This is a genomic window from Achromobacter sp. AONIH1 (assembly GCF_002902905.1).
In the GTDB taxonomy this organism is placed as follows: Bacteria; Pseudomonadota; Gammaproteobacteria; order Burkholderiales; family Burkholderiaceae_B; genus Achromobacter.
Window position 1 is genome coordinate 4968732 of record NZ_CP026124.1, and the last position, 22716, is coordinate 4991447.

General features: G+C 65.2%; 19 protein-coding genes. 12 read left to right on the forward strand and 7 right to left on the reverse strand.

The genetic code is table 11. The annotated features are described in order from the left end of the window. Positions 1 to 162: 162 nt before the first annotated feature. The 9 genes from C2U31_RS22850 to C2U31_RS22890 are packed head-to-tail and all read left to right on the forward strand — an operon-like array spanning position 163 to position 10995. Positions 163 to 1272, forward strand: coding sequence for a LysR family transcriptional regulator (locus C2U31_RS22850; protein ID WP_103274880.1), 1110 nt, complete (start codon positions 163 to 165; stop codon positions 1270 to 1272). Continuing rightward, positions 1265 to 2791 carry an NAD(P)-binding domain-containing protein gene (locus C2U31_RS22855; protein ID WP_103274881.1) on the forward strand — a complete coding sequence of 509 codons (1527 nt, stop codon included), beginning with the start codon at positions 1265 to 1267 and terminating at the stop codon, positions 2789 to 2791. Before C2U31_RS22850 ends, C2U31_RS22855 begins: the two co-directional genes overlap by 8 nt. After that, positions 2788 to 3762, forward strand: a complete 975-nt coding sequence (locus tag C2U31_RS22860; protein ID WP_103274882.1) for an ABC transporter permease — start codon at positions 2788 to 2790, stop codon at positions 3760 to 3762. Before C2U31_RS22855 ends, C2U31_RS22860 begins: the two co-directional genes overlap by 4 nt. Beyond that, complete coding sequence (locus C2U31_RS22865) at positions 3759 to 4676, forward strand: ABC transporter permease (RefSeq protein WP_103274883.1); 918 nt, start codon at positions 3759 to 3761, stop codon at positions 4674 to 4676. Before C2U31_RS22860 ends, C2U31_RS22865 begins: the two co-directional genes overlap by 4 nt. Then, entirely contained in the window at positions 4673 to 5698 is a 1026-nt protein-coding gene (locus C2U31_RS22870; protein WP_103274884.1) for an ABC transporter ATP-binding protein, read from the forward strand. Before C2U31_RS22865 ends, C2U31_RS22870 begins: the two co-directional genes overlap by 4 nt. Then, positions 5695 to 6789: an ABC transporter ATP-binding protein gene (locus C2U31_RS22875; RefSeq protein ID WP_233772470.1), complete on the forward strand. Its 1095-nt coding sequence runs from the start codon at positions 5695 to 5697 to the stop codon at positions 6787 to 6789. Before C2U31_RS22870 ends, C2U31_RS22875 begins: the two co-directional genes overlap by 4 nt. Positions 6790 to 6848: 59 nt before the next feature. Continuing rightward, positions 6849 to 8420 carry an ABC transporter substrate-binding protein gene (locus tag C2U31_RS22880; RefSeq protein ID WP_103274885.1) on the forward strand — a complete coding sequence of 524 codons (1572 nt, stop codon included), beginning with the start codon at positions 6849 to 6851 and terminating at the stop codon, positions 8418 to 8420. 10 nt (positions 8421 to 8430) lie between these two features. Continuing rightward, positions 8431 to 9798 (forward strand): acyl-CoA thioester hydrolase/BAAT C-terminal domain-containing protein, encoded by a 1368-nt coding sequence (locus tag C2U31_RS22885; RefSeq protein ID WP_103274886.1) that lies wholly within the window; start codon positions 8431 to 8433, stop codon positions 9796 to 9798. A gap of 24 nt (positions 9799 to 9822) precedes the next feature. Further along, positions 9823 to 10995, forward strand: coding sequence for a CMD domain protein (locus C2U31_RS22890; RefSeq protein WP_103274887.1), 1173 nt, complete (start codon positions 9823 to 9825; stop codon positions 10993 to 10995). 163 nt (positions 10996 to 11158) lie between these two features. Here C2U31_RS22890 and C2U31_RS22895 read toward each other — a convergent pair whose 3' ends face one another. After that, positions 11159 to 11605 (reverse strand): SgcJ/EcaC family oxidoreductase, encoded by a 447-nt coding sequence (locus tag C2U31_RS22895; protein ID WP_103274888.1) that lies wholly within the window; start codon positions 11603 to 11605, stop codon positions 11159 to 11161. 340 nt (positions 11606 to 11945) lie between these two features. On the opposite strand from C2U31_RS22895, the gene C2U31_RS22900 reads away from it, so the two are divergent. Next, the gene (locus C2U31_RS22900; RefSeq protein ID WP_103274889.1) at positions 11946 to 12791 is read left to right on the forward strand and encodes an SAM-dependent methyltransferase; all 846 of its coding nucleotides are present in this window, start codon (positions 11946 to 11948) and stop codon (positions 12789 to 12791) included. A gap of 430 nt (positions 12792 to 13221) precedes the next feature. Continuing rightward, positions 13222 to 13410: a hypothetical protein gene (locus tag C2U31_RS22905; protein ID WP_233772471.1), complete on the forward strand. Its 189-nt coding sequence runs from the start codon at positions 13222 to 13224 to the stop codon at positions 13408 to 13410. A gap of 361 nt (positions 13411 to 13771) precedes the next feature. Here C2U31_RS22905 and C2U31_RS30645 read toward each other — a convergent pair whose 3' ends face one another. The 6 genes from C2U31_RS30645 to C2U31_RS22930 all read right to left on the reverse strand — a co-directional run bounded on the left by C2U31_RS30645 (position 13772) and on the right by C2U31_RS22930 (position 21774). Beyond that, positions 13772 to 14440, reverse strand: coding sequence for a hypothetical protein (locus tag C2U31_RS30645; protein ID WP_158658442.1), 669 nt, complete (start codon positions 14438 to 14440; stop codon positions 13772 to 13774). Between the two features lie 10 nt (positions 14441 to 14450). Then, on the reverse strand, positions 14451 to 15377 hold the full coding sequence (locus C2U31_RS22910) for a DUF4747 family protein (RefSeq protein WP_158658443.1): 927 nt from the start codon (positions 15375 to 15377) through the stop codon (positions 14451 to 14453). A gap of 600 nt (positions 15378 to 15977) precedes the next feature. Continuing rightward, positions 15978 to 16478, reverse strand: a complete 501-nt coding sequence (locus C2U31_RS22915; protein ID WP_103274892.1) for a hypothetical protein — start codon at positions 16476 to 16478, stop codon at positions 15978 to 15980. Further along, positions 16475 to 19717 carry a hypothetical protein gene (locus C2U31_RS22920; RefSeq protein WP_158658444.1) on the reverse strand — a complete coding sequence of 1081 codons (3243 nt, stop codon included), beginning with the start codon at positions 19715 to 19717 and terminating at the stop codon, positions 16475 to 16477. Before C2U31_RS22920 ends, C2U31_RS22915 begins: the two co-directional genes overlap by 4 nt. A gap of 214 nt (positions 19718 to 19931) precedes the next feature. Beyond that, positions 19932 to 20732, reverse strand: coding sequence for a hypothetical protein (locus tag C2U31_RS22925; RefSeq protein WP_103274894.1), 801 nt, complete (start codon positions 20730 to 20732; stop codon positions 19932 to 19934). Positions 20733 to 20925: 193 nt separating this feature from the next. Then, complete coding sequence (locus tag C2U31_RS22930) at positions 20926 to 21774, reverse strand: DUF4189 domain-containing protein (RefSeq protein WP_103274895.1); 849 nt, start codon at positions 21772 to 21774, stop codon at positions 20926 to 20928. Positions 21775 to 22095: 321 nt separating this feature from the next. On the opposite strand from C2U31_RS22930, the gene C2U31_RS22935 reads away from it, so the two are divergent. Next, positions 22096 to 22656 (forward strand): hypothetical protein, encoded by a 561-nt coding sequence (locus C2U31_RS22935; RefSeq protein WP_103274896.1) that lies wholly within the window; start codon positions 22096 to 22098, stop codon positions 22654 to 22656. Positions 22657 to 22716 lie beyond the last annotated feature (60 nt).

A 22716-nucleotide genomic window follows, 5' to 3' on the forward strand; every position in this document is an offset into this window, starting at 1 on the left:
CACGCCTCGGCGTGGCAGGCGCCCCCATCCCGCTGATAAATAACTGAAAGTAATGAATTTCCCAGGGAAAACCCCAGAAAGGGAATTTACTTATGCCCTTTAATTATTTGTCGGACGCATACTTCAAGCGTAAGAATTCGTCCTTAGCATAAGTCAAACCAGATGGAACTGCGTCAACTCGAGGCCTTCGCGGCCGTCATGTCCACCGGCAGCGTCACCGCCGCCGGTCGCCTGCTGGGCCGGTCGCAGCCCGCGATCAGCCGGCTGCTGCAAGAGCTGGAAGCCGAGATCGGCTACGCCCTGTTCTCCCGCAGCGGTCCGCGCGTCACGCCCACCGAGCAAGGATTCCTGCTGTACGAGGACGTGGAGCGGGCGCTGGCCGGCATGCGGCAGATCCGCGAGCGCGCCGGCGAGATCGCGCGCGGCCAGGCCCAGCCCCTCTTGATCGCCGCCACGCCGGCGCTGGCCGCCGGCCTGGTGCCCGCCGCCTTGCAGCGCATGCAGGCAGGCGCGGACGCCGCCCGCCTCGTCGCCGATCAAGCCGCCCCCCCAGACCCGCACCCAGCCGCCCCTGTCGGCCCAGGCCGCATCCAGCTACGCAGCGCCTCGCCCGAGCGCGTGGTGCACGCGGTGCTGACTGGCGCCGCCCAGCTGGGCGTGACCAGCCTGCCGCTGGAGCATCGCGGCCTGACGGTGCACTGGATCGGTCAGGCCGCCTGCGTGGTCGCCTTGCCGGAAAACGATCCGCTGGCCGCGCACGACGTGGTGCCGGTGTCGGCGCTGGCCGGCCGCCGGCTCATCACCATGGCCAACCCCTACCGCCTGCGCCGCCGCCTGGACGCCGCGCTGGCCGCCAACGCGCCGGCCACCGGCACCATCGAGACCAACTCGTCCATCAACGCGCTGGCCGCCGTGCGCGCCGGCCTGGGCGTGTCGGTGCTGGAGCCGGTCACCGCCTACGGCACGCCCATGCCGGGCGTGGCGATCCGTTCCATCGACCTGGACATACCCTTTTTCTTCGGCGTCATCACGCCGCAAGCCCAACCGCCCTCGTCCGCCTGCCTGGCCGCCGCCGCCACGCTGGCCGAGGCCGCCGCCGCGCTGCTGCCGGGTTTCGTCCGGCATGACGCCTGCGAACACGGCGCGCTGCTGCAATCGGTCTACGGCGACGACGCGCCCAGCCTGCCCGACGGCCCCGGCGACGCCGCCGTCGCGCCTGCCCAGGCCCGCGCCGCCGACGCCCCCAATACGGAAACACCCCGCCATGACTAAGCCCGCCGCCGGCCTCGCCGCGCTGGAAACGCGCCTGCGCCAGGACCTGTCCTGGCTCGAACTCCCCGCCAGGAACTGGGTCACGCCCCGCCTGGAAGACGGCCAGCCCGTGCTGGACGTGGCCATCATCGGCGGCGGCATGGCCGGTCTGGCCGCGTCCGCCGCGCTGACTCACCTGGGCGTGAACGCGCCCATCTTCGACCAGTCGCCCGAAGGCTATGAAGGCCCCTGGGCCACCACCGCGCGCATGGAAACGCTGCGCTCGCCCAAGCAGCTGACCGGCCCCGCGCTGGGCCTGCCGGCGCTGACCTTCCGCGCCTGGTTCGAGGCCCAGTTCGGACTGGAAGCCTGGGACGCGCTGGACAAGATCCCACGCCTGCAATGGATGGACTACCTGCGCTGGTACCGCCGCGTGCAGGGCCTGGACGTGCGCAACGAACATCGCGTGCTGGCCGTGCTGCCGCGCGCCGACGGCCTGGTCCGGCTCGATATCGAATCCCCCGCCGGCCGCCACGCGGTGCTGGCGCGCCGCGTGGTGCTGGCCACCGGCCGCGACGGCCTGGGCGGCGCCTACGTGCCCGGCTTCGCGCACAAGATCCCGCGCGCGCGCTGGGCGCACTCGTCCGACGTCATGGACTACGCCATGCTGGCCGGCAAGCGCGTCGGCGTGGTGGGCGCGGGCGCGTCCGCCATGGACAGCGCGGCCACCGCGCTGGAAGCCGGCGCCGCCAGCGTCGACCTGCTCATCCGCCGCGACGACATTCCGCGCATCAACAAGGGCAAGGGCGCCGGCAACCCCGGCCTGACCCATGGCCACCTGAACCTGCCCGACGACTGGAAGTGGAAGATCCGCCACTACATCAACGCCGCCCAGGTGCCGCCGCCGCGCGGCAGCACGCTGCGCGTGTCGCGCCACCCGAACGCCCGCTTCAACCTGGGCTGCGGCGTGCAGGACCTGGCGCTGGTCGACGACGAGATCCGCGTGACCACGCCCAAGGGCGAGTTCGCGCTGGACTTCCTGATCTTCTCGACGGGTTTTCGCATCGACTGGACCGCGCGGCCGGAATTCGCCGCGCTGGCCCCGCACGTGCGCGCCTGGGGCGACCGCTACACGCCCGCCACCGGCGACGAGGACCAGGAACTGCATGACTCCCCCGACCTGGGCCCCGCCTTCGAGCTGCAGGAAAAATCGCCCGGCGCCTGTCCCGGGCTGGACCGCGTGCACTGCTTCTCGTACCCGGCCGCGCTGACACACGGCACGGTGTCGGGCGACATCCCCGCCATCAGCGAGGGCGCGAAGCGCCTGGCCCAAGGCATCGCCGGGCTGTTCTACCGCGAGGACGTGGCCGCGCACTACGCCAACATGGAAGCGTTCTCCGAGCCGGAAGTGTTCGGCGACGAATGGACGCCCGCGCCACCGCCCTCGGCCGTATCCGCGCGGCCGGCAACGGCGGCAGCGCCCACGCAAGCCCGCACGCATACAGCGCCAGCCACCGCCGCCACGGAGACCGCCAAATGACCGGCTGGCTGCTGCGCCGCATCGCGCAAGCCGCGGTGGTGGTGTTCCTGATGACGCTGATCGTCTTCGTCGGCCTGCACGCCATCGGCAATCCGGTGGACATCCTGATCGGCCAGGACGTGGACCAGGTGGACCGCGCCCGCATCATCGCCGAGCTGGGCCTGGACAAGCCGCTGTGGCAGCAATACCTGGGCTTCCTGAACGGCGCGCTGCACGGCAACCTGGGCAACAGCTTCGTCTACAACATCCCGGCCGTGGAACTGGTGATCCAGCGCCTGCCGGCGACCTTCGAGCTGGCCATCGCCGCCATGCTGCTGGCGGTGCTGATCGGCCTGCCGCTGGGCCTCCTGGCCGGCCTGTATCCGGACAGCCGGTACTCCAAGCTGATCATGGCGGGCAGCATCGTGGGCTTCTCGCTGCCCACGTTCTGGATCGCGCTGATGCTCATCATGACCTTCAGCGTGTCGCTGGGCTGGCTGCCGGCCAGCGGCCGCGGGCAGACGGTGGAGTTGCTGGGCTTCCAGTGGTCCTGGCTGACCGCCGACGGCTGGCGTCACCTGATCCTGCCGGCCTTCAACCTGTCGCTGTTCAAGATTTCGCTGGTCATCCGCCTGACGCGCGCCGGCGTGCGCGACGTGCTGCCGCAGGACTACGTCAAGTTCGCCCGCGCCAAGGGCCTGTCGCCGGTTCGCGTGGTGGGCGTGCACGTGCTGCGCAACACCATGATCCCGCTGGTGACGGTGCTGGGCCTGGAGCTGGGCTCGACCATCGCCTTCGCCGTGGTCACCGAGAGCATCTTCGCCTGGCCCGGCGCCGGCAAGCTGATCCTGGACAGCCTGAACGCGCTGGACCGCCCGGTGATCGTGGCCTACCTGATCGTGGTGGTCTGCCTGTTCGTCACGCTGAACCTGATCGTGGACATTCTTTATAAAGTGCTGGACCCGAGGGTGCGGCTGGAGGCCTCGGCATGAGCGCGGCATCAACACCTACCCCGACGCCCGCCCTGCGCCGCGAATCCCCCTGGCGCCGCAATCTGGCCGAGTTCCTGTCGTCCAAGACCGCCGTCGTCGGCCTGGTCGTATCGTTGCTGCTGATCCTGGCCGCCGCGCTGGCGCCCTGGATCGCGCCGCAGAATCCCTATGACCTGCTGCAGATCGACGTGCTGGACGCGCGCCTGACGCCGGGCAGCATGAACGGCCTGGACACCTTCCACTACTGGCTCGGCACGGACGGCCAGGGCCGCGACCTGCTGTCGGGCATTCTCTACGGCCTGCGCATCAGCCTGGTGGTGGGCGTGGGCTCGGCGCTGATCGCCGGCGTGGTCGGCACGCTGCTGGGCCTGCTGGCCGCCTATGCCGGCGGCAAGACCGACGCGCTGATCATGCGGCTGGTGGACCTGATCCTGTCCTTCCCGTCCATCCTGGTGGCCATGATGATCCTGGCCTACCTGGGCAAGGGCGTGGGCAACGTGGTGCTGACGCTGGTGATCCTGGAATGGGCCTACTACGCGCGCACCGCGCGCGGCCAGGCCCTGGTCGAGCGCCGCCGCGAATACGTGGAAGCGGCCCGCTGCCTGGACATCCCGGACTGGCGCATCATGCTGAAGCACATCCTGCCCAACTGCCTGCCGCCGCTGATCGTCATCGGCACGCTGCAGATCGCGCGCGCCATCACGCTGGAAGCCACGCTCAGCTTCCTGGGCCTGGGCGTGCCGGTGACCGAGCCGTCGCTGGGCCTGCTGATCTCGAACGGCTTCCAGACCATGCTGTCCGGCGAATACTGGATCAGCTTCTATCCCGGCATCGCGCTCCTGATCACCATCGTGGCGATCAACCTGGTGGGCGACCGCCTGCGCGACGTGCTGAACCCGAGGAACCACAAATGAGCGCCGCCCATCACGACGCGGCCTCGCGCCCGGCCGCCGCGCCCGCGACGCTGGAAGTGCGCGACCTGCGCACCCATTTCTTCACCCGCGCAAGCACGCTGCCCGCCGTGGACGGCGTGTCCTTCACGCTGGAACGCGGCAAGATCCTGGGCCTGGTCGGCGAGTCCGGCTCGGGCAAGTCCGTCACCGGCTTTTCCATCATGGGACTGGTCGACGCGCCGGGCCGCGTGGTCGGCGGACAGGTCCTGTTCCAGGGCCGCGACCTGACGCAGCTGGCGCCGCGCGAGCTGCGCAAGCTGCAGGGCAACCGCATCGCCATGATCTTCCAGGATCCGATGATGACGCTGAACCCCGTGCTGCGGGTAGACGCGCAGATGATCGAAACCGTGCGCGCCCACAGCAAGGTCAGCCGCGCCCAGGCGCGCGAACTGGCCCGCGACACGCTCGGCATGATGGGCATCCCCAGCCCCGAGGAACGGCTGCTGGCCTACCCGCATCAACTGTCCGGCGGCATGCGCCAGCGCGTGGCCATCGCCATCGCCATGCTGCACCGGCCGGACCTGATCATCGCCGACGAGCCCACCACCGCGCTGGACGTCACCATCCAGGCGCAGATCCTGTCCGAGGTGCAGAAGCTCGCGCAGCAGCACGGCACCAGCCTGATCTGGATCACCCACGATCTGTCCGTGGTGGCCGGCCTGGCCGACGAAGTGGCCGTGATGTACGCCGGCCGCATCGTCGAGCACGGCACGGTCGACGACGTGCTGGACCGTCCGCAGCATCCCTACACCGTGGGCCTGATCGACAGCCTGCCCAGCAACAACCGGCGCGGCCAGCGGCTGCGCCAGATTCCCGGCATGACGCCCAACCTGCTCAACCTGCCCCTGGGCTGCGCCTTCGCCACGCGCTGCGCGCGCGCCAGCGCCGCCTGTATCCGCACGCCCCTCATCAGCGAGGCCCTGCCCGGCCACCGCGTGCGCTGCTTCCACCCCACCATCCAAATCCGGGAGGTGGCGGCATGAGCGGCACCGAACGCCAAACGGACGCAGCGCGGCGCGACGCCACGGCCAACCCGGCGCGCGACGCGCAGGACGCCACGGCGACGCAGGGCGCAGCCACGCCCCTGATCGAGCTGCGCAACATCAGCAAGCGCTTCGGCGAACGCCCCGTGGGCGCCGCCGGCCGCCTGTTGCAGCGCGCCGGCCTGTCCAGGCCGCCCGCCGTGACCCGCGCCGTGGACGGCGTGGACCTGATCGTGCGCCCCGGCGAAGTGGTCGGCCTGGTCGGCGAGTCCGGCTGCGGCAAGTCCACGCTGGGCCGCGTCGCGGCCGGCCTGCTCACGCCGTCCGGCGGCGAGGTCCGCATCAACGGCCTGCGCCCCGCCGACATGACGCCGGCCCAGGCGCACCAGGCCCGCCTGAAAGTCCAGATGATCTTCCAGGACCCCTACGCCAGCCTCAACCCGCGCCTGCGCGTGGACGAGATCGTGGGCGAGGCCGCGCGCATCCACGGCCTGGTCGGCCGGGGCGAGTTCGACGACTACGTCAGCGCCCAGCTGCAGCGCGCCGGCCTGGACCCGGCCCTGCGCCAGCGCTATCCGCACCAGTTCAGCGGCGGCCAGCGCCAGCGCATCGGCATCGCCCGCGCGCTGGCGGTGCAGCCGTCCATGCTGGTCTGCGACGAGGCCGTGGCCGCGCTGGACGTGTCGATCCAGGCGCAGATCCTGAACCTGTTCATGGACCTGCGCGAGGACCTGGGCCTGACCTACCTGTTCATCAGCCACGACCTGGGCGTGGTCGAGCACCTGTCGGACCGCGTGGTCATCATGTACCTGGGCCGCGTGGTCGAGACCGCCACCGTGCAAGAGGTGTTCCAGCGCCCCAACCATCCTTACACCCAGGCGCTGCTGGCCGAGATCCCCGACCTGAAGTCGCGGCGCAAGGTCTTCACCGCCATCAAGGGCGAGATCCCCAGCCCGCTCAACCCGCCCACCGGCTGCCATTTCCATCCGCGCTGCCCGCATGCGATGCCGCGCTGCAAGACCGAGGTTCCCACATTGAAGGGAATCGCCATCCACCACCATTCCGCCTGTCATTTGAACGACATGCACTGATCGCAAGCGGCTGGCATGGCGCCAGCCCCTGCCGTTCCCCCTCACCAAGGACCCCGAACATGAAACGCCTGATCCTCTCCACCCTGGCCGCCGCCCTTCTGGGCGCGTCCGCCGCCGCCTCGGCCGACAAGCTGTCCATCGGCTTCGCCGACCCGCTGTCCTCGCTGGATCCGCAGCTGAACAACCACGCCGGCGACCGCTCGGTGGCCCTGCACTTCTGGGACCTGCTGATCGAGAACAAGTGGAACAAGCTGCAACCCGGCCTGGCCGTCAGCTGGAAGCCGCTGGACGACAAGACCTGGGAATTCAAGCTGCGCGAAGGCGTGAAGTGGCAGGACGGCACGCCCTTCACGGCCGACGACCTGATCTACTCCTACACCCGCGCCCGCGCCGTGCCCGGCAGCGTGGCCACCTACGCCGGCTACCTGCGCACCATCGACTCGATGAGCGCCAAGGACCCGCTGACCCTGATCGTCAAGACCAAGGCTCCCAATCCCGACCTGCCGCTGAACCTGGCCTCGGTGCACGTGGTCAGCAAGCACGTGGGCGAAAAATCCAGCACCGAGGACTACAACTCGGGCAAGGCCATGGTCGGCACCGGCCCCTACAAGTTCGTGTCCTACACCCCCGGCGACCGCGTCGTCATGGCGCGCAACGACGGCTACTGGGGCGACAAGCAGATCTGGGATCAGGTCAACTACCGCTACATCAACAACGCCGCCGCCCGCACCGCCGCGCTGCTGGCCGGCGACGTGGACGTGATCGACAAGGTCTCGGTGTCCGACCTGGCCAAGCTGCAAAAGGCGCCCAACGTCTCGGTCTATCCCTACGACGGCCTGCGCGTCATGCTGCTGCAACCCAGCTTCAACCCCGCGTCCAGCCCGTACATCACCGACAACGCCGGCAAGCCGCTGGACAAGAACCCGCTGCTGGACGTGCGCGTGCGCCAGGCGCTGAACCTGGCCATCAACCGCAAGGCCATCGCCGACCGCATCCTGCAGGGCGCCGCCACCGAGGCCAACCAGTGGATGCCCAAGGGCACCTTCGGCTACAACCCCGACGTCAAGGACATCCCCAACGACGTGGCCCAGGCCAAGAAGCTACTGGCCGAGGCGGGCTTTCCCGACGGCTTCAAGCTGACCATGCACGTGCCCAACGACCGCTACCCGCAAGGCCCGGAAACGGCCCAGGCGGTGGCGCAGTTCTGGACCCGCGTGGGCGTGAAGACCCAGGTGGAAGTGGTGCCGTGGGCCGTGTACTCGGGCCGCGCCAACAAGAACGAGTTCGCCATGAGCATGCTGGCCTGGGGCAACGGCACCGGCGAAGCCAGCTACGCGCTGGTCAACATCCTGGCGACCGTCGATGCCAAGAAGGGCCTGGGCGCGTCCAACTGGGGCCACTACAGCAACCCCAAGGTCGACGCCGCGCTGGAGCAGTCCACCTCGGAATTCGACGTGGCCAAGCGTGAAGCCATCCTGCGCGACTCGGTCAAGCTGGTGGCCGACGACGTGGGCATCATCCCGCTGTTCCACTACAAGAACATCTGGGCCGCCAAGAAGGGCCTGAAAGTCACCCCCATGACCAGCGACCGCACCGCCGCCATGATGGTGACCAAGGACTCGGGCAAGTAAGGCAGGCACCATGGTTCCCACCCTGAGCATCCAGCCCGCCGACGCGCTCATCGACGTGCCGCGCGGCATCCGCGTCGAGCACGTCGCGCCCGGCCAGACCGTCGAGATCACCGCGCTCACCCGCCGCAACGGCGTGCTGTGGCAAAGCCACGCCGCCTTCGTCGCGGGCGAGGACGGCAGCGTGGACCTGACGCGCGACGCGCCCGTCTCGGGCGACTACGCCGGCGTCTCGCCCATGGGCCTGATCTGGTCGCAGTCCCCCGTGGACTCGCCCAGCCGCGAGCCCTTCAACCATCCCGTCACCGAGCCGCTGGTCACCGAGATCCTGGCGCGCGCCGCCGGCGCACAGGTCCAGGGCCAGTTCACGCAGCGCCTGGCCGCCGAGGGCGTGACGCGCCAGGACGTGCGCGAGCACGGCCTGGTCGGCACGCTGTACCTGCCGCCCGGCGCCGCGCCCGGCTCGCATCCCGCCGTGCTGATCCTGAACGGGTCCGGCGGCGGCATCAACGAACCGCGCGCCGCGCTGTACGCCTCGCGCGGCTACGCCGCCTTCGCGCTGGCCTATTTCAAGGCGCCGGGCCTGTCGGACTACATCTCCAACACCCCGCTGGAATACTTCCAGACCGGCCTGCGCTGGCTGCGCGACAAGGTCCGGCCCAAGCACGACTTCGTCGCCGTCAGCGGCCAGTCGCGCGGCGGCGAGCTGGTGCTGCTGCTGGGCGCCACCTTCCCCACGGAAGTGTCGGCCGTGGTCGCCTACGTGCCCGGCGCCGTGGTCCATAGCGGCCAGAACGCCTGCGACCCCAAGATCGGCCGCGAAGGCCCGACCTGGCTGCTGGGCGGCAAGCCCCTGCCCCACGTCTGGGAAAACAACCGCACCGCCACCTGGGCCCCGTTCGACGAAGGCCCCTCGCCGCACCGCCACGAGAAGGCCATCCTCACCGCCCTGCAAGACCCCGACGCCGTGGCCCGCGCCCGCATCAAGGTCGAGGACATCCAGGGCCCGGTCATGCTGCTGTCCGCCACCGACGACGGCTCCTGGCCGTCCAGCCTGTACTCGAAGATGGTGCGGGACAAGCTGACGGAAGTGGATCACCCCTATCCCGTCCGGTGGCTGGATTACGAGAACGGCGGCCACTCCATCCTGTTCCCCTACGTGCCCACCACCCAGCTGATCTATGCCCACCCCGTGTCCGGCAAGATCAGCACCAGCGGCGGCAATCCCAAGGACAACGCCCGCGCCGACCAGGAATCCTGGGAAGGCGTGCTGAAGTTCCTGGACGCGGCGGTGAAGGCGCGGGCAAGCGGCGGCCACGCCCGCCCGTCCACGCAGCGCAACGACGCCGACGTCACGGCCCAGCCCGGCCGCGCCGACTGAACGACACACCCGGAGACTCATTCCATGGCACAACAACCCATCGTCTACGACGCCGCCCAGGATCTGGTGGACCAGCTCGTCGGCCTGAAATCCGACGACGCCACCTACGCCGTGCGCCACCAACGCGACAAGGTCGCCGCCGCCACCCAGGGCAGCTATGACGCGCTGTTCGACCCCACCCTGCCCGGCCTGACCCTGGCCGAGCGCCTGCTGGTCGCGCTGTATGCCGCGCGCCTGACGCCCGCCCCCGAGCTGGCCGCGCACTATCGCCAGCGCGCCATCGACGCCGGCGCCAGCGCCGCCGATATCCAGGTCGCCGAAACCGGCAAGCCGGCGGACGCCGCCGACACGCGTCTGACCGCCATCCTGGAATTCACGCGCAAACTGATCGAAAAGCCCGTCGAGGGCGACGAGGCCGCGCTCAAGACCCTGCCCGCCGCCGGCGTATCCACGCCCGCCGTGGTCACGCTGTCGCAGTTGGTCGCCTTCCTGTCGTATCAGGTGCGGCTGGTGGCCGGCCTGAAGGCAATGCAGGCCCAGGCCAGCCGCCCCGCCCGCGCCGCCGCCACGCCGCCCGCGCCGCATCCGGCCAACACCGCCGCCACCGCGCCCGGCGACGCCATCAGGCTGCATGGCTTCACCAATGAATCGCTGGAATGGAAGGCCTGGCTGGACGTGGTCGACCTGGAACAGGCCACGCCCGAACAGATCGCCATCCTGGAAGAAAGCCACCCCAAGGCCAAGGTCTCGGACTACTACCGCTTCCTGGTGCACCAGCCCGAGATCCTGCGCCAGCGCTCCACCGCCTTCAACGCCATCATGTACGCCCCCGGCGGCATGTCGCGCGCCGAGCGCGAGCTGGGCGCCACCGTGGTGTCGCGGGTGAATGGCTGCGTGTATTGCGCATCGGTCCACGCCCAGCGCTTCGAACAGCTGGCCAAGCGCAACGACGTCATCGCCCAGGTGTTCGAGAACCCGGCCACCGCCGGCACCACGGCGCGCGAACTCGCCATCGGCGCATTCTCGATCCAGCTCACCGACGCGCCGGCATCGGTCAACGCCGACAGCATCCAGGCCCTGAAGGACGCCGGCCTGAATGACGGCGAGATCCTGGACCTGCTGCATTCCGACGCGATCTTCGCCTGGGCCAATCGTTTGATGCTGAACCTGGGCGAGCCGGTCTACGCGGCGGCCTGATCATGCGGGTTCCGGCGCCTTGCGCGCCGGGCATCCCATCCGTCGATGTCCGGCGCCGTGCCGCCGGACATCCACTACCGCGCTCATGACCGGAGCGGGATGCCAAACCGCTACGGCGGCGGCGGGCTGGCAAGCCTGCGCACCGCCGGCCGCCATCCGCCGCTCAATGCTCCGGCATCGCCGAGGAATGATGGCTGGTGATGCGCCAGTCCTGGCCGTTCCACGCATAGGTGTACGTATAGCGCGCGGCCACCGAACGGCCGTCTTCGAACTTGAAGGTGTACAGCCCGCTGGCGATGGCATCGTTGCAACCGATCCGCACCGCCCGGCTGTTGATGCTGCCCACCGGATGCTTTTCCATGAAGTGCACGAAATAATCGCGCTTGGCGTCCCGCGTCAGCCGGGGCGTGTTGGACATCGTGGGCAGCAGCACCGCGTCGTCCTCGTACATGGACACCACCTTGTCCGGATTGCCCGTCTTGAGCATGTCGTTCCAGCGTTCGAACTGATCCGCGATTTCGCTCTCGGTGGTCGGTTTGCAAGTCTCTGCTTGCGCCGCGTAGGGAATGGCGCACAGCGCCAGGGACAGGATCAGCGTGGAACGTTGCATTCAAGGACTCCTTGGCCGTCAGGCCGCTAACACCCGCCGCGCGGCTCACAAGCCCGATCGGCCCGGGAGCCGCGCGGCGGCAAAGCGGCAAGACTACGGGCAAATTTCCCGCCCGCGATGCGGATTGGCGTGAATTCGGACGATTCCCCGCCGCCGATTTCCAGCAATTCATCCGCTGACTTGCTCAACAAAACCGCCCCCGGAATCCACCGCCGCCGCCAGCGCAGCCATCCCCCGCCCACCGCCTGCCGGACCACGCGGCCACCCCGTGGAAGCGTTAAACTGCCACTTTCCGCCTTCCCCCGCGCCCCGCTCCCAGCGGGGCGCATTGCCTTGCCCCATGCCTGAAAAAAACCACGACATCCGCCCCGGCCAGTCGATCGAACTGCTCAAGGCCCTGCACATCCTGACCCGCGACGGCAAGATGAACCAGGACAGCCGCCGCAAGCTCAAGCAGGTCTACCACCTGTTCCAGTTCATCGAACCGCTGCTGAAAGACGTGCAGGCGCAACGCGGCGCCGTCACCCTGGCCGACCACGGCGCGGGCAAGTCGTACTTGGGCTTCATCCTGTATGACCTGTTCTTCAAGGAACAGCCCGAGGCGCAGCGGCAAGGCTCGCACATCTACGGCATCGAAACCCGCGAAGAGCTGGTGAAATCGTCGGAAGAACTGGCCCAGCGCCTGGGCTTTGGCGGCATGTCCTTCCTGAATCTGTCGGTGGCCGAATCCATCACCTCCGACAAACTGCCCCCGTCCATCGACGTGGTCACCGCCCTGCACGCCTGCAACACCGCCACCGACGACGCGATCCGTTTCGCGCTGGAGAAAAAGGCCAGGTACATCGTGGTCGTGCCCTGCTGCCAGGCGGAAGTGGCGTCGGTATTGCGCAAGAACAAGGCCAAGGCATTGGCCGATCCGCTGGCGGAAATCTGGCGGCATCCGCTGCATACGCGGGAGTTCGGGAGCCAGATCACCAATGTGCTGCGCTGCTTGCAGCTGGAAGCGCACGGGTATCAGGTCAGCGTGACCGAGCTGGTCGGGTGGGAGCACTCGATGAAGAACGAGCTGATCATCGCGCAGTACAAGGATCTGCCGAGAAGGAAACCGGCGGAACGGCTGCGGGAGATGCTGGAGAGGATTGGGTTGCAGGAGTTGAAGGAAAGGTTTTTCCTGGCGGAGGGGTGAGGCTGGGGGACAAGGTTGAATGGAGAAGGGACCGCTTGCGGTCCTTTTTGTTTTGGGGCACGGGCTTATATGAGGATCACGCCGGAGCCTTCACGCGTTCAATCTGCGCTGCTATGTTTGCAGGCTTTCATGACTGCGATGCGCACGTCCTTCAGTTTGCTGACATGTCGACGGAAACATGCTCGATTTGACACTCATCATGCTTGATTTCGATATCCACTGGAGCCGATACTGGCCCCGCAATCCCAGAAGGATCGCCCAGGTTGACAGCTGGAAAAGACAGGACTCGCAGCAACAGGAATAGCAGCTGCTTTCTTTTCATGCCATCAAATCGAAGCGACTAGTGGACAATCACCCCTACACTCACGACCGCTGGCCAACGCCAGATGATGCAGCATTCTGCATGGTCCGGACTGCTGATTTGCGAAAAATGGAACGCACCGCTTTAGGAATTTGGGCTATTTCCAGGCTTATAGGAAATGGAGTAAATGCGCCGGAAGCCTGCCAGAAGCAGTTATTAGATGCTTGGATTGCATCCAATTTAATGGGTGGAACTGAGGGGCTTTGCGACCACTTAGCAGACTTGATCGGATACGCGTTAGAAGGCGATACGCCGTAGCCCACGCGCCCCTCAGGCTATCAACAGGCTTATCCGGGATTGCCGCTGACTCGTCTCGTGGCAATCCCAACCAAATCTCACTGAAGCCAAATAATAGCCATAGCCCTTAAGAGCGCTGCAACTCATTAATAATATCGCTCAGATGATCCCTGGCCCTCCTCAGAACTGAGGGAGCACAACTCATACATATATTGAGACGTTGCCCAGGAACCTCCTCATAGGCAAAATGGCGCTCACCTCTTCTTATTTCATGATCCCGATTAACGTCACAATGCCGAACACCCGCACTCTCCTCAAAGCGAAAATCTTTAATAATATTTCTAATTTTCGGCACATCACCCTCCAATAACTGTTGAAACCTCTATTTCAAAGACCGCCAATCAGAAAATCTCCGAGAACAATTTATATTTTTTCTCCTCCCCTTCGAAGAACAACCCATCACCCTAGACGGGAATTTACTCTGCCGCCTCTTTTTCTGAGGCATTCGCATATAGTGGTTATACCATCGACTAAGACGAAAAATCCTGATAGCCGCCCTCAATGCAAAAACCAAACTATATATAAATATTCCATATCCGATACCACCAGCAACTCGACCCGCCCACTCAATGATCGTAGCCCATTTTAGGAGCCACACTGGAGTTGGGAAGTATAGAGCCTTTGCCACAAGCGCCAGCAATATAGCCGCAATCTGAAAAACAGTGAAAACAAGAAATGCGGCACTAACGCTCATATAAGGGGTGGACTCAGCATCTTTCCCTGTAGCTGTCAAAACCCGGCGAAAATCCTCACTTCCAAAACCCAAGAAAATTGCGAAACCGCCCAGAGTAAAGCCAAGTACGTTTGGCGCCACAGCAAGGACTTGATCCCACCAAGCAGAAGCTAACCAAAAGGGTGCCGTCAGCATCCATACAGGCAAAGCAATCCATAGATCAATTCCATGAATTACACCCTTAACACCCCCTTGGGTATTCCATGCCAGCTTCAAAAGCTCGGCATTGGTGTATTTTTGATTATCACTCTGGCTCACAATCTTCCGATCACATGAAATATTTAACCACCAGGTCCTGAAGTGCCCCCAGGAGCGTTTGCGTATTTGGAGAATATTTTCCTCGCCGCATCATTGGAAAATTATCAGACGAGACGCTAATTTTCTGTAGCTTATCATCAAGACCGCTAGCAACGACTTTTCCATTCTCAGAAGCAATTACAGCCAGCATCTTTATCTGCGCATCAGGTTGCAATGTTCGAGAGTCTCGTGCTTTCTTCCACACTCGCTGCTCTGACTCAGCCCCCAGGCCCTGCAAATATTCAAACATCACCTCTTCATCTTCATAATCTAACGGATTAGGACGCTCAATTACAAGCTCCAAACGCTTTATAACCTTCCATCGATAAATTTCTTCAAGCTTAGCTCGCTCCATGACGACCGTAACATCCACCTTACCAAAGCGATCCAGCACAGCCCTATCTTCAGTAATTCTCTTTAGCATGCGCATAATCGTACGTGGAGCAGCATGCCCACTCCCCCCTTCTTTCGACACAAAGTAGAGGCGGTGTTTTTTTGGATAAAAAATGTACGGAACCTCAGTTAAATTTGGTTTGAGATAATCAGGAATAGATATTTGCGACACATCGTCTTCGTCAGCTTTTTTCTTTCTGGCTATGTCGAACCAAGTCTGTGAAGGATCGATATTTAGAAATTTATAAAAAGATCCCACAATAGGCGCAGACTCATCATCCTTGTCCGTTGATCTGGCCTCACCAATCATGATGGCTGTATTAGAGTGGATCGCAATACGCTTACCTCGAAACAGGGTTTTCCATAAGGCGAAATATTCTTCAGGCGCATGGCGCGTATGAACTCGAATATTGACCACTCCAACTTCAAAACTCCGATCACGATCCACATCGAACTCCTTATTGTCTGTGTTTTTTTTCAAAATAAGTTCAAAAGTTACCAGCAAAGGCCGCACTCGTGCAACCCAGAAAATTTGAATACGTTTTCACCAAGTTCCTGCATCAACACACAGTCGACTTATATGCAAACATGCTGTGTAGAGTATTTTCCACGCCCCTCCCCTCGTGAGCACAAAAAACTAGAGCTTAATGAACGAGATGAAGTGACCCGCCGTCGGCCCCATGCTGTGCCGCGTGCTATGCCAATCGCTGCCTTCGTCGTCGGCATACAGATTCCCAGCGTGATATCGCGACCGGCCAGCAGCGCCACGGTTTCTTCCATGGTGTCATTTTGGCGGATGGTTATGCTTGATGATCAATAACGGGCGGGCATGTACCGGCCATCACGTCGCCGAGAGTGCGCACGTGTTCGTCGTATTGTCCAGCGCGCGCCAGTCGGGTGGCAGCAGCTGTTTTTCGTCTGAAAACAGGAAAGTGGTGTTCAGATATACGCGAGCCTCCTATCGAGGCAGGAATTCAGACGGCATGGCTCCGCAACGAACCGGGCATCGATCCCCTTCCGCCGCGACCATAGCAACAGACAACCAGCACAATGGCGACACCAAACAAAACAGCAGCGTCAGATTGCCATCGCCCCTGCGCAGGACTCAGTCCGGCCGAGCCTTACCCTTCCCCCAACAACCCTCAAACTCCTCCCGCGCAATCTCACACTCCGCCAGCTCCGGATCCCACAAATCCTCCGGCGGATTGAAAAGCCAATCCTCCGGCCCGCTACGTTCCGCCTCGCCACCCGCCGACACAACAACCTGCCGCGTGCGATACCCCTGCTCGTCGTACTCGAAGAAATAGGTTTCCTGTTCCTCGGGATAATCCTTCCGGATATAGACGCTGCCGCGCCCGACCAGCGCCCCGAACTTCGGACTGGCCCGCTGAACCCGGCGCTGTTCCTCCAGATCATCAAGCCCCGCAGGCGCGGGATCGCCGATGCGAAGCGACGGAATATCCGCGAATCTCTCCCCCTCCCCGTCGGCCGGCTCAACAATCATGACTTCGGCATAGGTCTGGATGATCGCCTCTGCCGAGGGAGCGTCGATCCACCACCACAGGGAGCCCATGCCGTAGTCGTGGGCCACAAGGAATCTCTTCATTCTGCAAACTCATCCGGATAGGTGATCAGGTCGGCCGCGTCGGACACCCAGGCATCCTTGTCCTGCCGATAGGCAAACAGCCGCTGGCGCATCTCCGGGGTCCATCCGCAACGGGCCGACATCTCGCACAACATGCCCAGGCCGATGCGGCGCATGCGCGCGTTGCGCTCGGCGCCAAGCGATGCTTCAACCTGGGCCAGCGCTTCCAGGCGCGCGCCGGTCACCGTGTCGGAAAGCGCATCCAGGACGTCTCCAACGACGCCAGGATGCATCAATTCCGCCGCATCGAACTGCCGCGCAATCGCCAGCGCGGCCTCCGGATTCAATACCGAAAACGCCAGCCGGAGCGCCAGTCCCGGATGCCAGCGCCTGGCCAGCAAGGCTTCGACCACCAGGCTCGCCGACGCGCCCAGTTCCAGCAGGCCAGATCGCGTCTGCCGCCGGTACGAGTTCACGATGGCGGCCAATGACTGTGCCCGCGTCGCGGCCGCGAAACTGCTGGCCAGTTCACGCGGCTGGTTTCTTGCATGGATGCCCAGCAGCGCGCTGGCCGCGAGTTCAACCCGCGAGACATCGACGTCATCGAGCTGCGCGGCCAGCGCTTGATAGAGCGAGGGCTCGCCTTCGCCGGGCGGCATCGCGATCAGTCTTTCCAGGGTTTCCTTGCGGACTTGCGCATCGGCGTGCCCGAGCAGCAATGCCAGATGCCTGCTCAAGGCGCGCTGGCCGTCCGGGGGAAGTCCCGTCGGCGGAATGCGGATGGTCGCGCGCGCGAGCGCCGGCTGCTCGCTGCGCGCGGCGGCGTGCAATCGCTGCCAGACTTCGGGGTGTTCGAGGAAATTCCAGTACGCCCGCATCAAGGCAATCGCCACGTCCGGATGCAGCTTGCCGTCGCCTTCGATGCGGGCCAGGAAGGCAAAGGCGTCGTCCGTCCTCAGATCGCCGGCGAGCCGGATGATCTCCTTGGCCACGGTGACCTTGCCTCGCGGCACGCGGACGAGCAGGTCCAGCACCTGCGACGGGCGCAGGTTCATCAAGGATCGACGCATGGCATAGATGGCGACGCGGGCCCGGTTGTCGTCCAGCGCCTGCATCAGCTCCGGCACGCCGCGTCCGGCGTCGGCGCGCCCGAGCGCCTCCAGCGTCTTGTCGCGCAGTCCCTGGTCAGGCGCGTCCAGGCGCGCAAGCTGGACCAGCGGCGCCAGGTCGATGGACGGCATGGCCGCGTAGCGTTCGACCGACCCGTAGAGTTCCCAGGCGTTGCGCTGGGCGCTGGTGAGGATCTTGACCAGTTCGTCGGCATAGCATTGCTGCTGCGCGGCCGTCCAGCGCGAGAAGCCGCTGTCGAAGGCGGGCAGAAACGCCGCCTTGCCGCTCGGAAAGCGTCCCTTGTACACGCGCGCGCTCAGGAATGGCGTCAGCAGGTCCTGCCTGTGCAGATGCAGATGCCAGGACACCGCCGAAACCTGGATCCAGCTGGGATCGTCCTGCACCAGGCGGGGAATCAATTCGGCGGCCCGCTTGCGCAGTCCGAGCCGCGTCAGCGCCTCCAGCCCCGAACGGGCCACGTTGCCGCGCTTGTCCCGGGTCAGGTCGGCGAGCAGGTCGATGAACAGATCCACGGCCTTCACGCGGCAGCCGAAGCCGAAGATCAGTTGCAGCGCGACCGGGGCGCGTTCCCGCCGGATCCACGTGTCGAGCAGGCTCATCAAGTGCGGGGCGATCCCGATCAACTCGCCATCGCTCATGCGTGATTCCCAATGCCCGTAGCGCAGATTGCCCATGCTGCCCATGCGTTCCACCAGACGGGGCAGCGTCTCGGCCACGAAGGCCGCATGCGCGGCGATGATGGCCATCAGCCACTGTGTGGCGGCCGCCATGGTCTGATGCGAGCAGTCCCGGGCGCGCAACGCGGCATCGATCAGCGCGGTAAAGCCGGGCAGATGCGCGGCTTCCCAGCGCGACGGCGGCAGCGCCGCCAGGGCCGTCAGCATGGCCAGGCGCACGGGGTCCTGCTCGTTCTCACGCGCGCGGCAGAAGTCCAGGATGGCGGGCAGGCTCGAAGCCTCGTACCGCCCTGCCCCGACCACCGCGGCCACGGCCTGCGCGCGCAGCTCGCCATCGGGTTGCGACAGGAAGGGCTGGGCCAGGGCCAGCGCCTCCTGGAACGGCAGGCAGGACAGGTAAGGCAACCGGGCCATCGGCTCGGCGGCCAGCAGCCGCAGCGAGAACGCGTGGCGCGCTTCGGTCTGCCTGGCCGCGCTGGACAGGGCCTGCACGAAGGCGAGCGGCAGCGCCCCGCTGTGCTCGCGCCAGGCTTCGCCGCCCTGGCGGTAGAGGGCGTCACGCTGGCCGGCATCCAGGTGTGGGAAGACCTCATGCAGGTTGGGCAGCGCGTCGGCCGCCAACAATTCGCAAAGCGTGGACGCGTCCAGGCGCTTCAGGGCCTGCACCGTGAGCGCGATGCGCTGCCTGCCGCCCAGGCCCGCGATGAGCGCGGCGATTTCCTTCGGGAATATCGACCCGTAGCGCGCCAGCGGCAAGTCATGGACCGGGATTCGGGTGAACGCCGCGCGCAGCAGGCTCAAGCCGGCATCCGGGTCGCTGCGCAACATGCGATAGAGCGAGGCCCGGATGGCCAGGCGCAGGACGTAGGACGGATTGCCGGACTGCTCCAGGGCATGGGTCAGCCTGTCGCGCACGAATCCGGGCAAGCGTTGGGCCAACGTCGCCCACTGCGGCGCTTCAAGCGCGGCCAACTGCTCGGCGTCCAGATGCCGTTCGATGAATGCATCGGTCGTCCAGGAAAGCAGATGACGGCGCGCGGTCCCTTCGAGTGTCGGGTAGACGGCGTCATTCACCTGGCCCCGTCCGGACTGCCAAAGCCGGCAGGCCAGATCCACGCGGCATGGCTTCGTCAGGTCCGGCATCAGCCGGATCAATATCTCATCGGGCAAGGCCCGCGCGGCCAGCCGGGCGGCGCGCGATGCCAGCATGGGCGAGGGATCGGCGAGCATCGTGACAATCAGATCCTCCGCGCAGGAACCGCTGGCCGACATCAGCGCCAACAACCGCTCGTAGTGGATCTCCGATTGCGCCAGGGATTTCAGGTCTTCGGCGAGATGGGCATCCGTGAGGGAGTCACGACCGAGTTCGACCATGCGCCGGTAGCGTTGATCATGGCTCAGGGAGGCGACGTCCGCGAGGATGCGCTGCACGGACGGGCGGTGTTTTTTCAACGAGGGCGTCATGGTCGATGGTGGGTGAGGCTGCACTGGATGGGGCAAGGCGCGGGTCAAACCGCGCGGCCAAGGTGGTTCGACGAGAATAGCAAATCGCTTCGATCAAGCCGCGGGTCTGAATTCGCGGCATGCGCCTGCGGCATATTCGGCGTTTTCAAGGGGATGGCCGCTGGCCGCAGCACACCGGGAAGCCAGGGCCGGCATGACAGATTTACAAATGCCGATGGCTGCAAACCATCTCCAGCCCGGCAAGTTTCCCGATCATCCTGGCCAGCCCCTGCGCACTCGCCTCATCCACCCCCTCCAGCCTCACCATCCGAAACCCCATCGCCAGGCTGAAATGCCAATCCAGCTCCAGGATCCGGTAATCCCTCCCAGCCTCCGCGCAGTGCCACCGCACGCCCGGATCCTCATACGCTGCTCCGATGAAATCGATATGCGAACCGAACGGCGGCAAGGACTCCAGCGGTTCATCCGAACCCGGCAAACTCGGCTCGCATAAATTCTCGCCCACCGCGACGCGGGGCGACGGCCCGTCATAGGCCAGCAGCATCAGCGGAATGCTCCGGGGATCCGCGTCATGGTCGGCGCGCACATCGGCGCTCAGATATTCCCTGGCCGCCGGTCCCAGGCAGTATTGCGGGCTATGCCAGTCGCTGCCCTCGTCGTCGGCATACAGATCGCCCAGCGTGATGCCATGGCTGGCCAGCAGCGCCACGGTTTCTTCCATGGTGTCGTTGTGGCGGATCGGAATGTCCGGAGGCAGATAACCGGCGCGCGCATACAGGGCGATCACGTCGCCCGGCGTGCGCATGTGTTCGTCGTATTGGTATGAGCCTTCGTGCAGGCTGGCCAGGCCGAAGCTCAGGTTGATCAGGGCGCGTCGGGGAATGTTCTGGCCGCGCGGTTCAAGCACGTAGCCGCCTTCCAGCAATCTGGCTTCCAGCGCGCGCCAGTCGGGCGGCGGCAGATGCAGGTCGCGCGGAAACAGGAATTGGTGGTGTTCGGACATGGGTGGGACTCCTGCTGGAGCGGGGATCAGGGCAGGAAGCCATCGCCAGGATGTGCGCGATTATCCCGCCGTGATGATCGTGGGAAACGCTGGTGAGGTAAATCAGACAGCCCGCCGACGTGGAATCAGGCGGGCCGTGGTCGGACGAATGCCGCCGGTTATTGGGGCTAACCGGCTGCGTTGCGAGCAGCGATCAATTCGCCTTTTCGTCCTCGCCCTTATACCCGCTGATATACGCACGCCCCGAGCAGCGCACCGTGGCCACGCAGGTCAGGCCATTGCTCTTGGCGTTGCAGGTTGCGCGCGCTTCATTGCGGGCGGCGACGGGGTCGGTGTTGAGCGCCGTGAAACCGGTGCCGCGACCTTCGCTGCCCTTGCCCCAGGCCATGCCGACGCAGGTGTCGGTATAGGTGAGCACGGTGCGGCAGCCCTTGCAGTCTTCCCATTTGAGCAGGGCGTCGACGGCCTGTTTCTCGGTGGGATAACCGTCGGCGTAGGTCAGCGCGCCGGTTTCCATTTCGGCGACCGAGCCCCAGTAGCCGCGCGAATCCAGTTTGGCGGACAGCGCTTCGAGCTGGGCGGGCGTGGCGGTGTAAGGGGCCTTCAGGTCGGCTTCGCTATAGCCGGGGCCGGCGCACAGCGGCATGGCGGCCAGTTTGCATTTGCCGTCGGCGCTGTCGTTGGTGCAGGTGCGGATGGCTTTCTTCGCGGCGATTTCGGCCGAGACGCTATTGCCCCAGAACAGATCGTTGCGCGAGTTGCGCGCCAGCGCGACGCAGCTGTCGGAGAAGGCGGTGACGCTCTTGCAGCCCTTGGCGCCTGCCTTATTGCATTTGGCCAGCGCGCCTTGCTTGGCTTCGCCGGCCGAGGTTTCCGGCATGACCCAATACAGCTTGGCCTGGGCTTCATCGGTGGCGACGGCGCCGTACAGCGCCTCGGCGTGGGCGGCGGGCGCGGCCAGCATGGACAGGGCGAGCGCGCCGGCGGTGGCGAAGGCGGCGCCGGAGGCGCGGAACAGGGCAAGCAGACGCGCGGGCATCATCGTTTTGCGGTATCCAGTAAGTAAGGTGCGGCGTGCTGGAAACAAGGCATTTTCGCGAGCGCGCGCAGGAATATGCACGAGCCACGAAACGCGCGAATGTTATCACGCAGGTGTTTGACTCCCGCGCGCGGCGCGCGCTCGTTTGGAAACAGAACTTAACGAGTTTCACGGGTTATGCCATGCAATATGGCGCGGTCTTTCCGTTAACATGACGCACCTTCGGCGCGGGTTTTTCCCGCGCCTGTCGATCGCATTGGTAATAGGCCGGCGGCAGTACGCCAGCGGCAGCACGCCAGATATAGAGGGAGCACGTAGCGCATTATGAAGACATCGCGACTTCGTTCGATATGGCGGCCGGCGCAGGCCCTGCCGGTGGTGCTGGCGGCGGCCGCCCTGGCGGGCTGCGCGCCGATGCCGACGGGCGGCAGTTCGACGCTGCCCTCGATCTCGAACATGTTCTCGCAGGGGCTGTCGCTGTCGCCCAGCGTGAACGTGGCCAAGAATATGAAGGGCCGTCCGGTGGCCGACGCGATCACCGCGCTGGGCGAACCATCAACCAAGCGCGCGGTGGGCAACACGATGGAGCTGGTCTGGTCCGATTACCAGACCGCGCCGTATACCGAATGGGTGTCCACCGGCTCATCGCAGCAGGTGGTGGGCATGATTCCGGCCACGGCGACCACCGCGGCCACGCCGGTATTCCAGCAGAGCAATAGCGGGTATTACGGCAATCGCACCAAGGTGTATGAGTGCAAGGTGGTGATGCGGATGCAGAACAGCATCATCATCGACAGCCAGGTGGACGGCAATGTCTGCCCCGAGTTCATCAATGCCTTGCGCAAATGGGCCGGCGAGCGCGAGGCCAGCAATTATCGGAAGTAGCCGCGCGGGATAATCAGGTGGGGATGCCGGATTATCCCCGGCGTCCATCCGCGCCCGTCT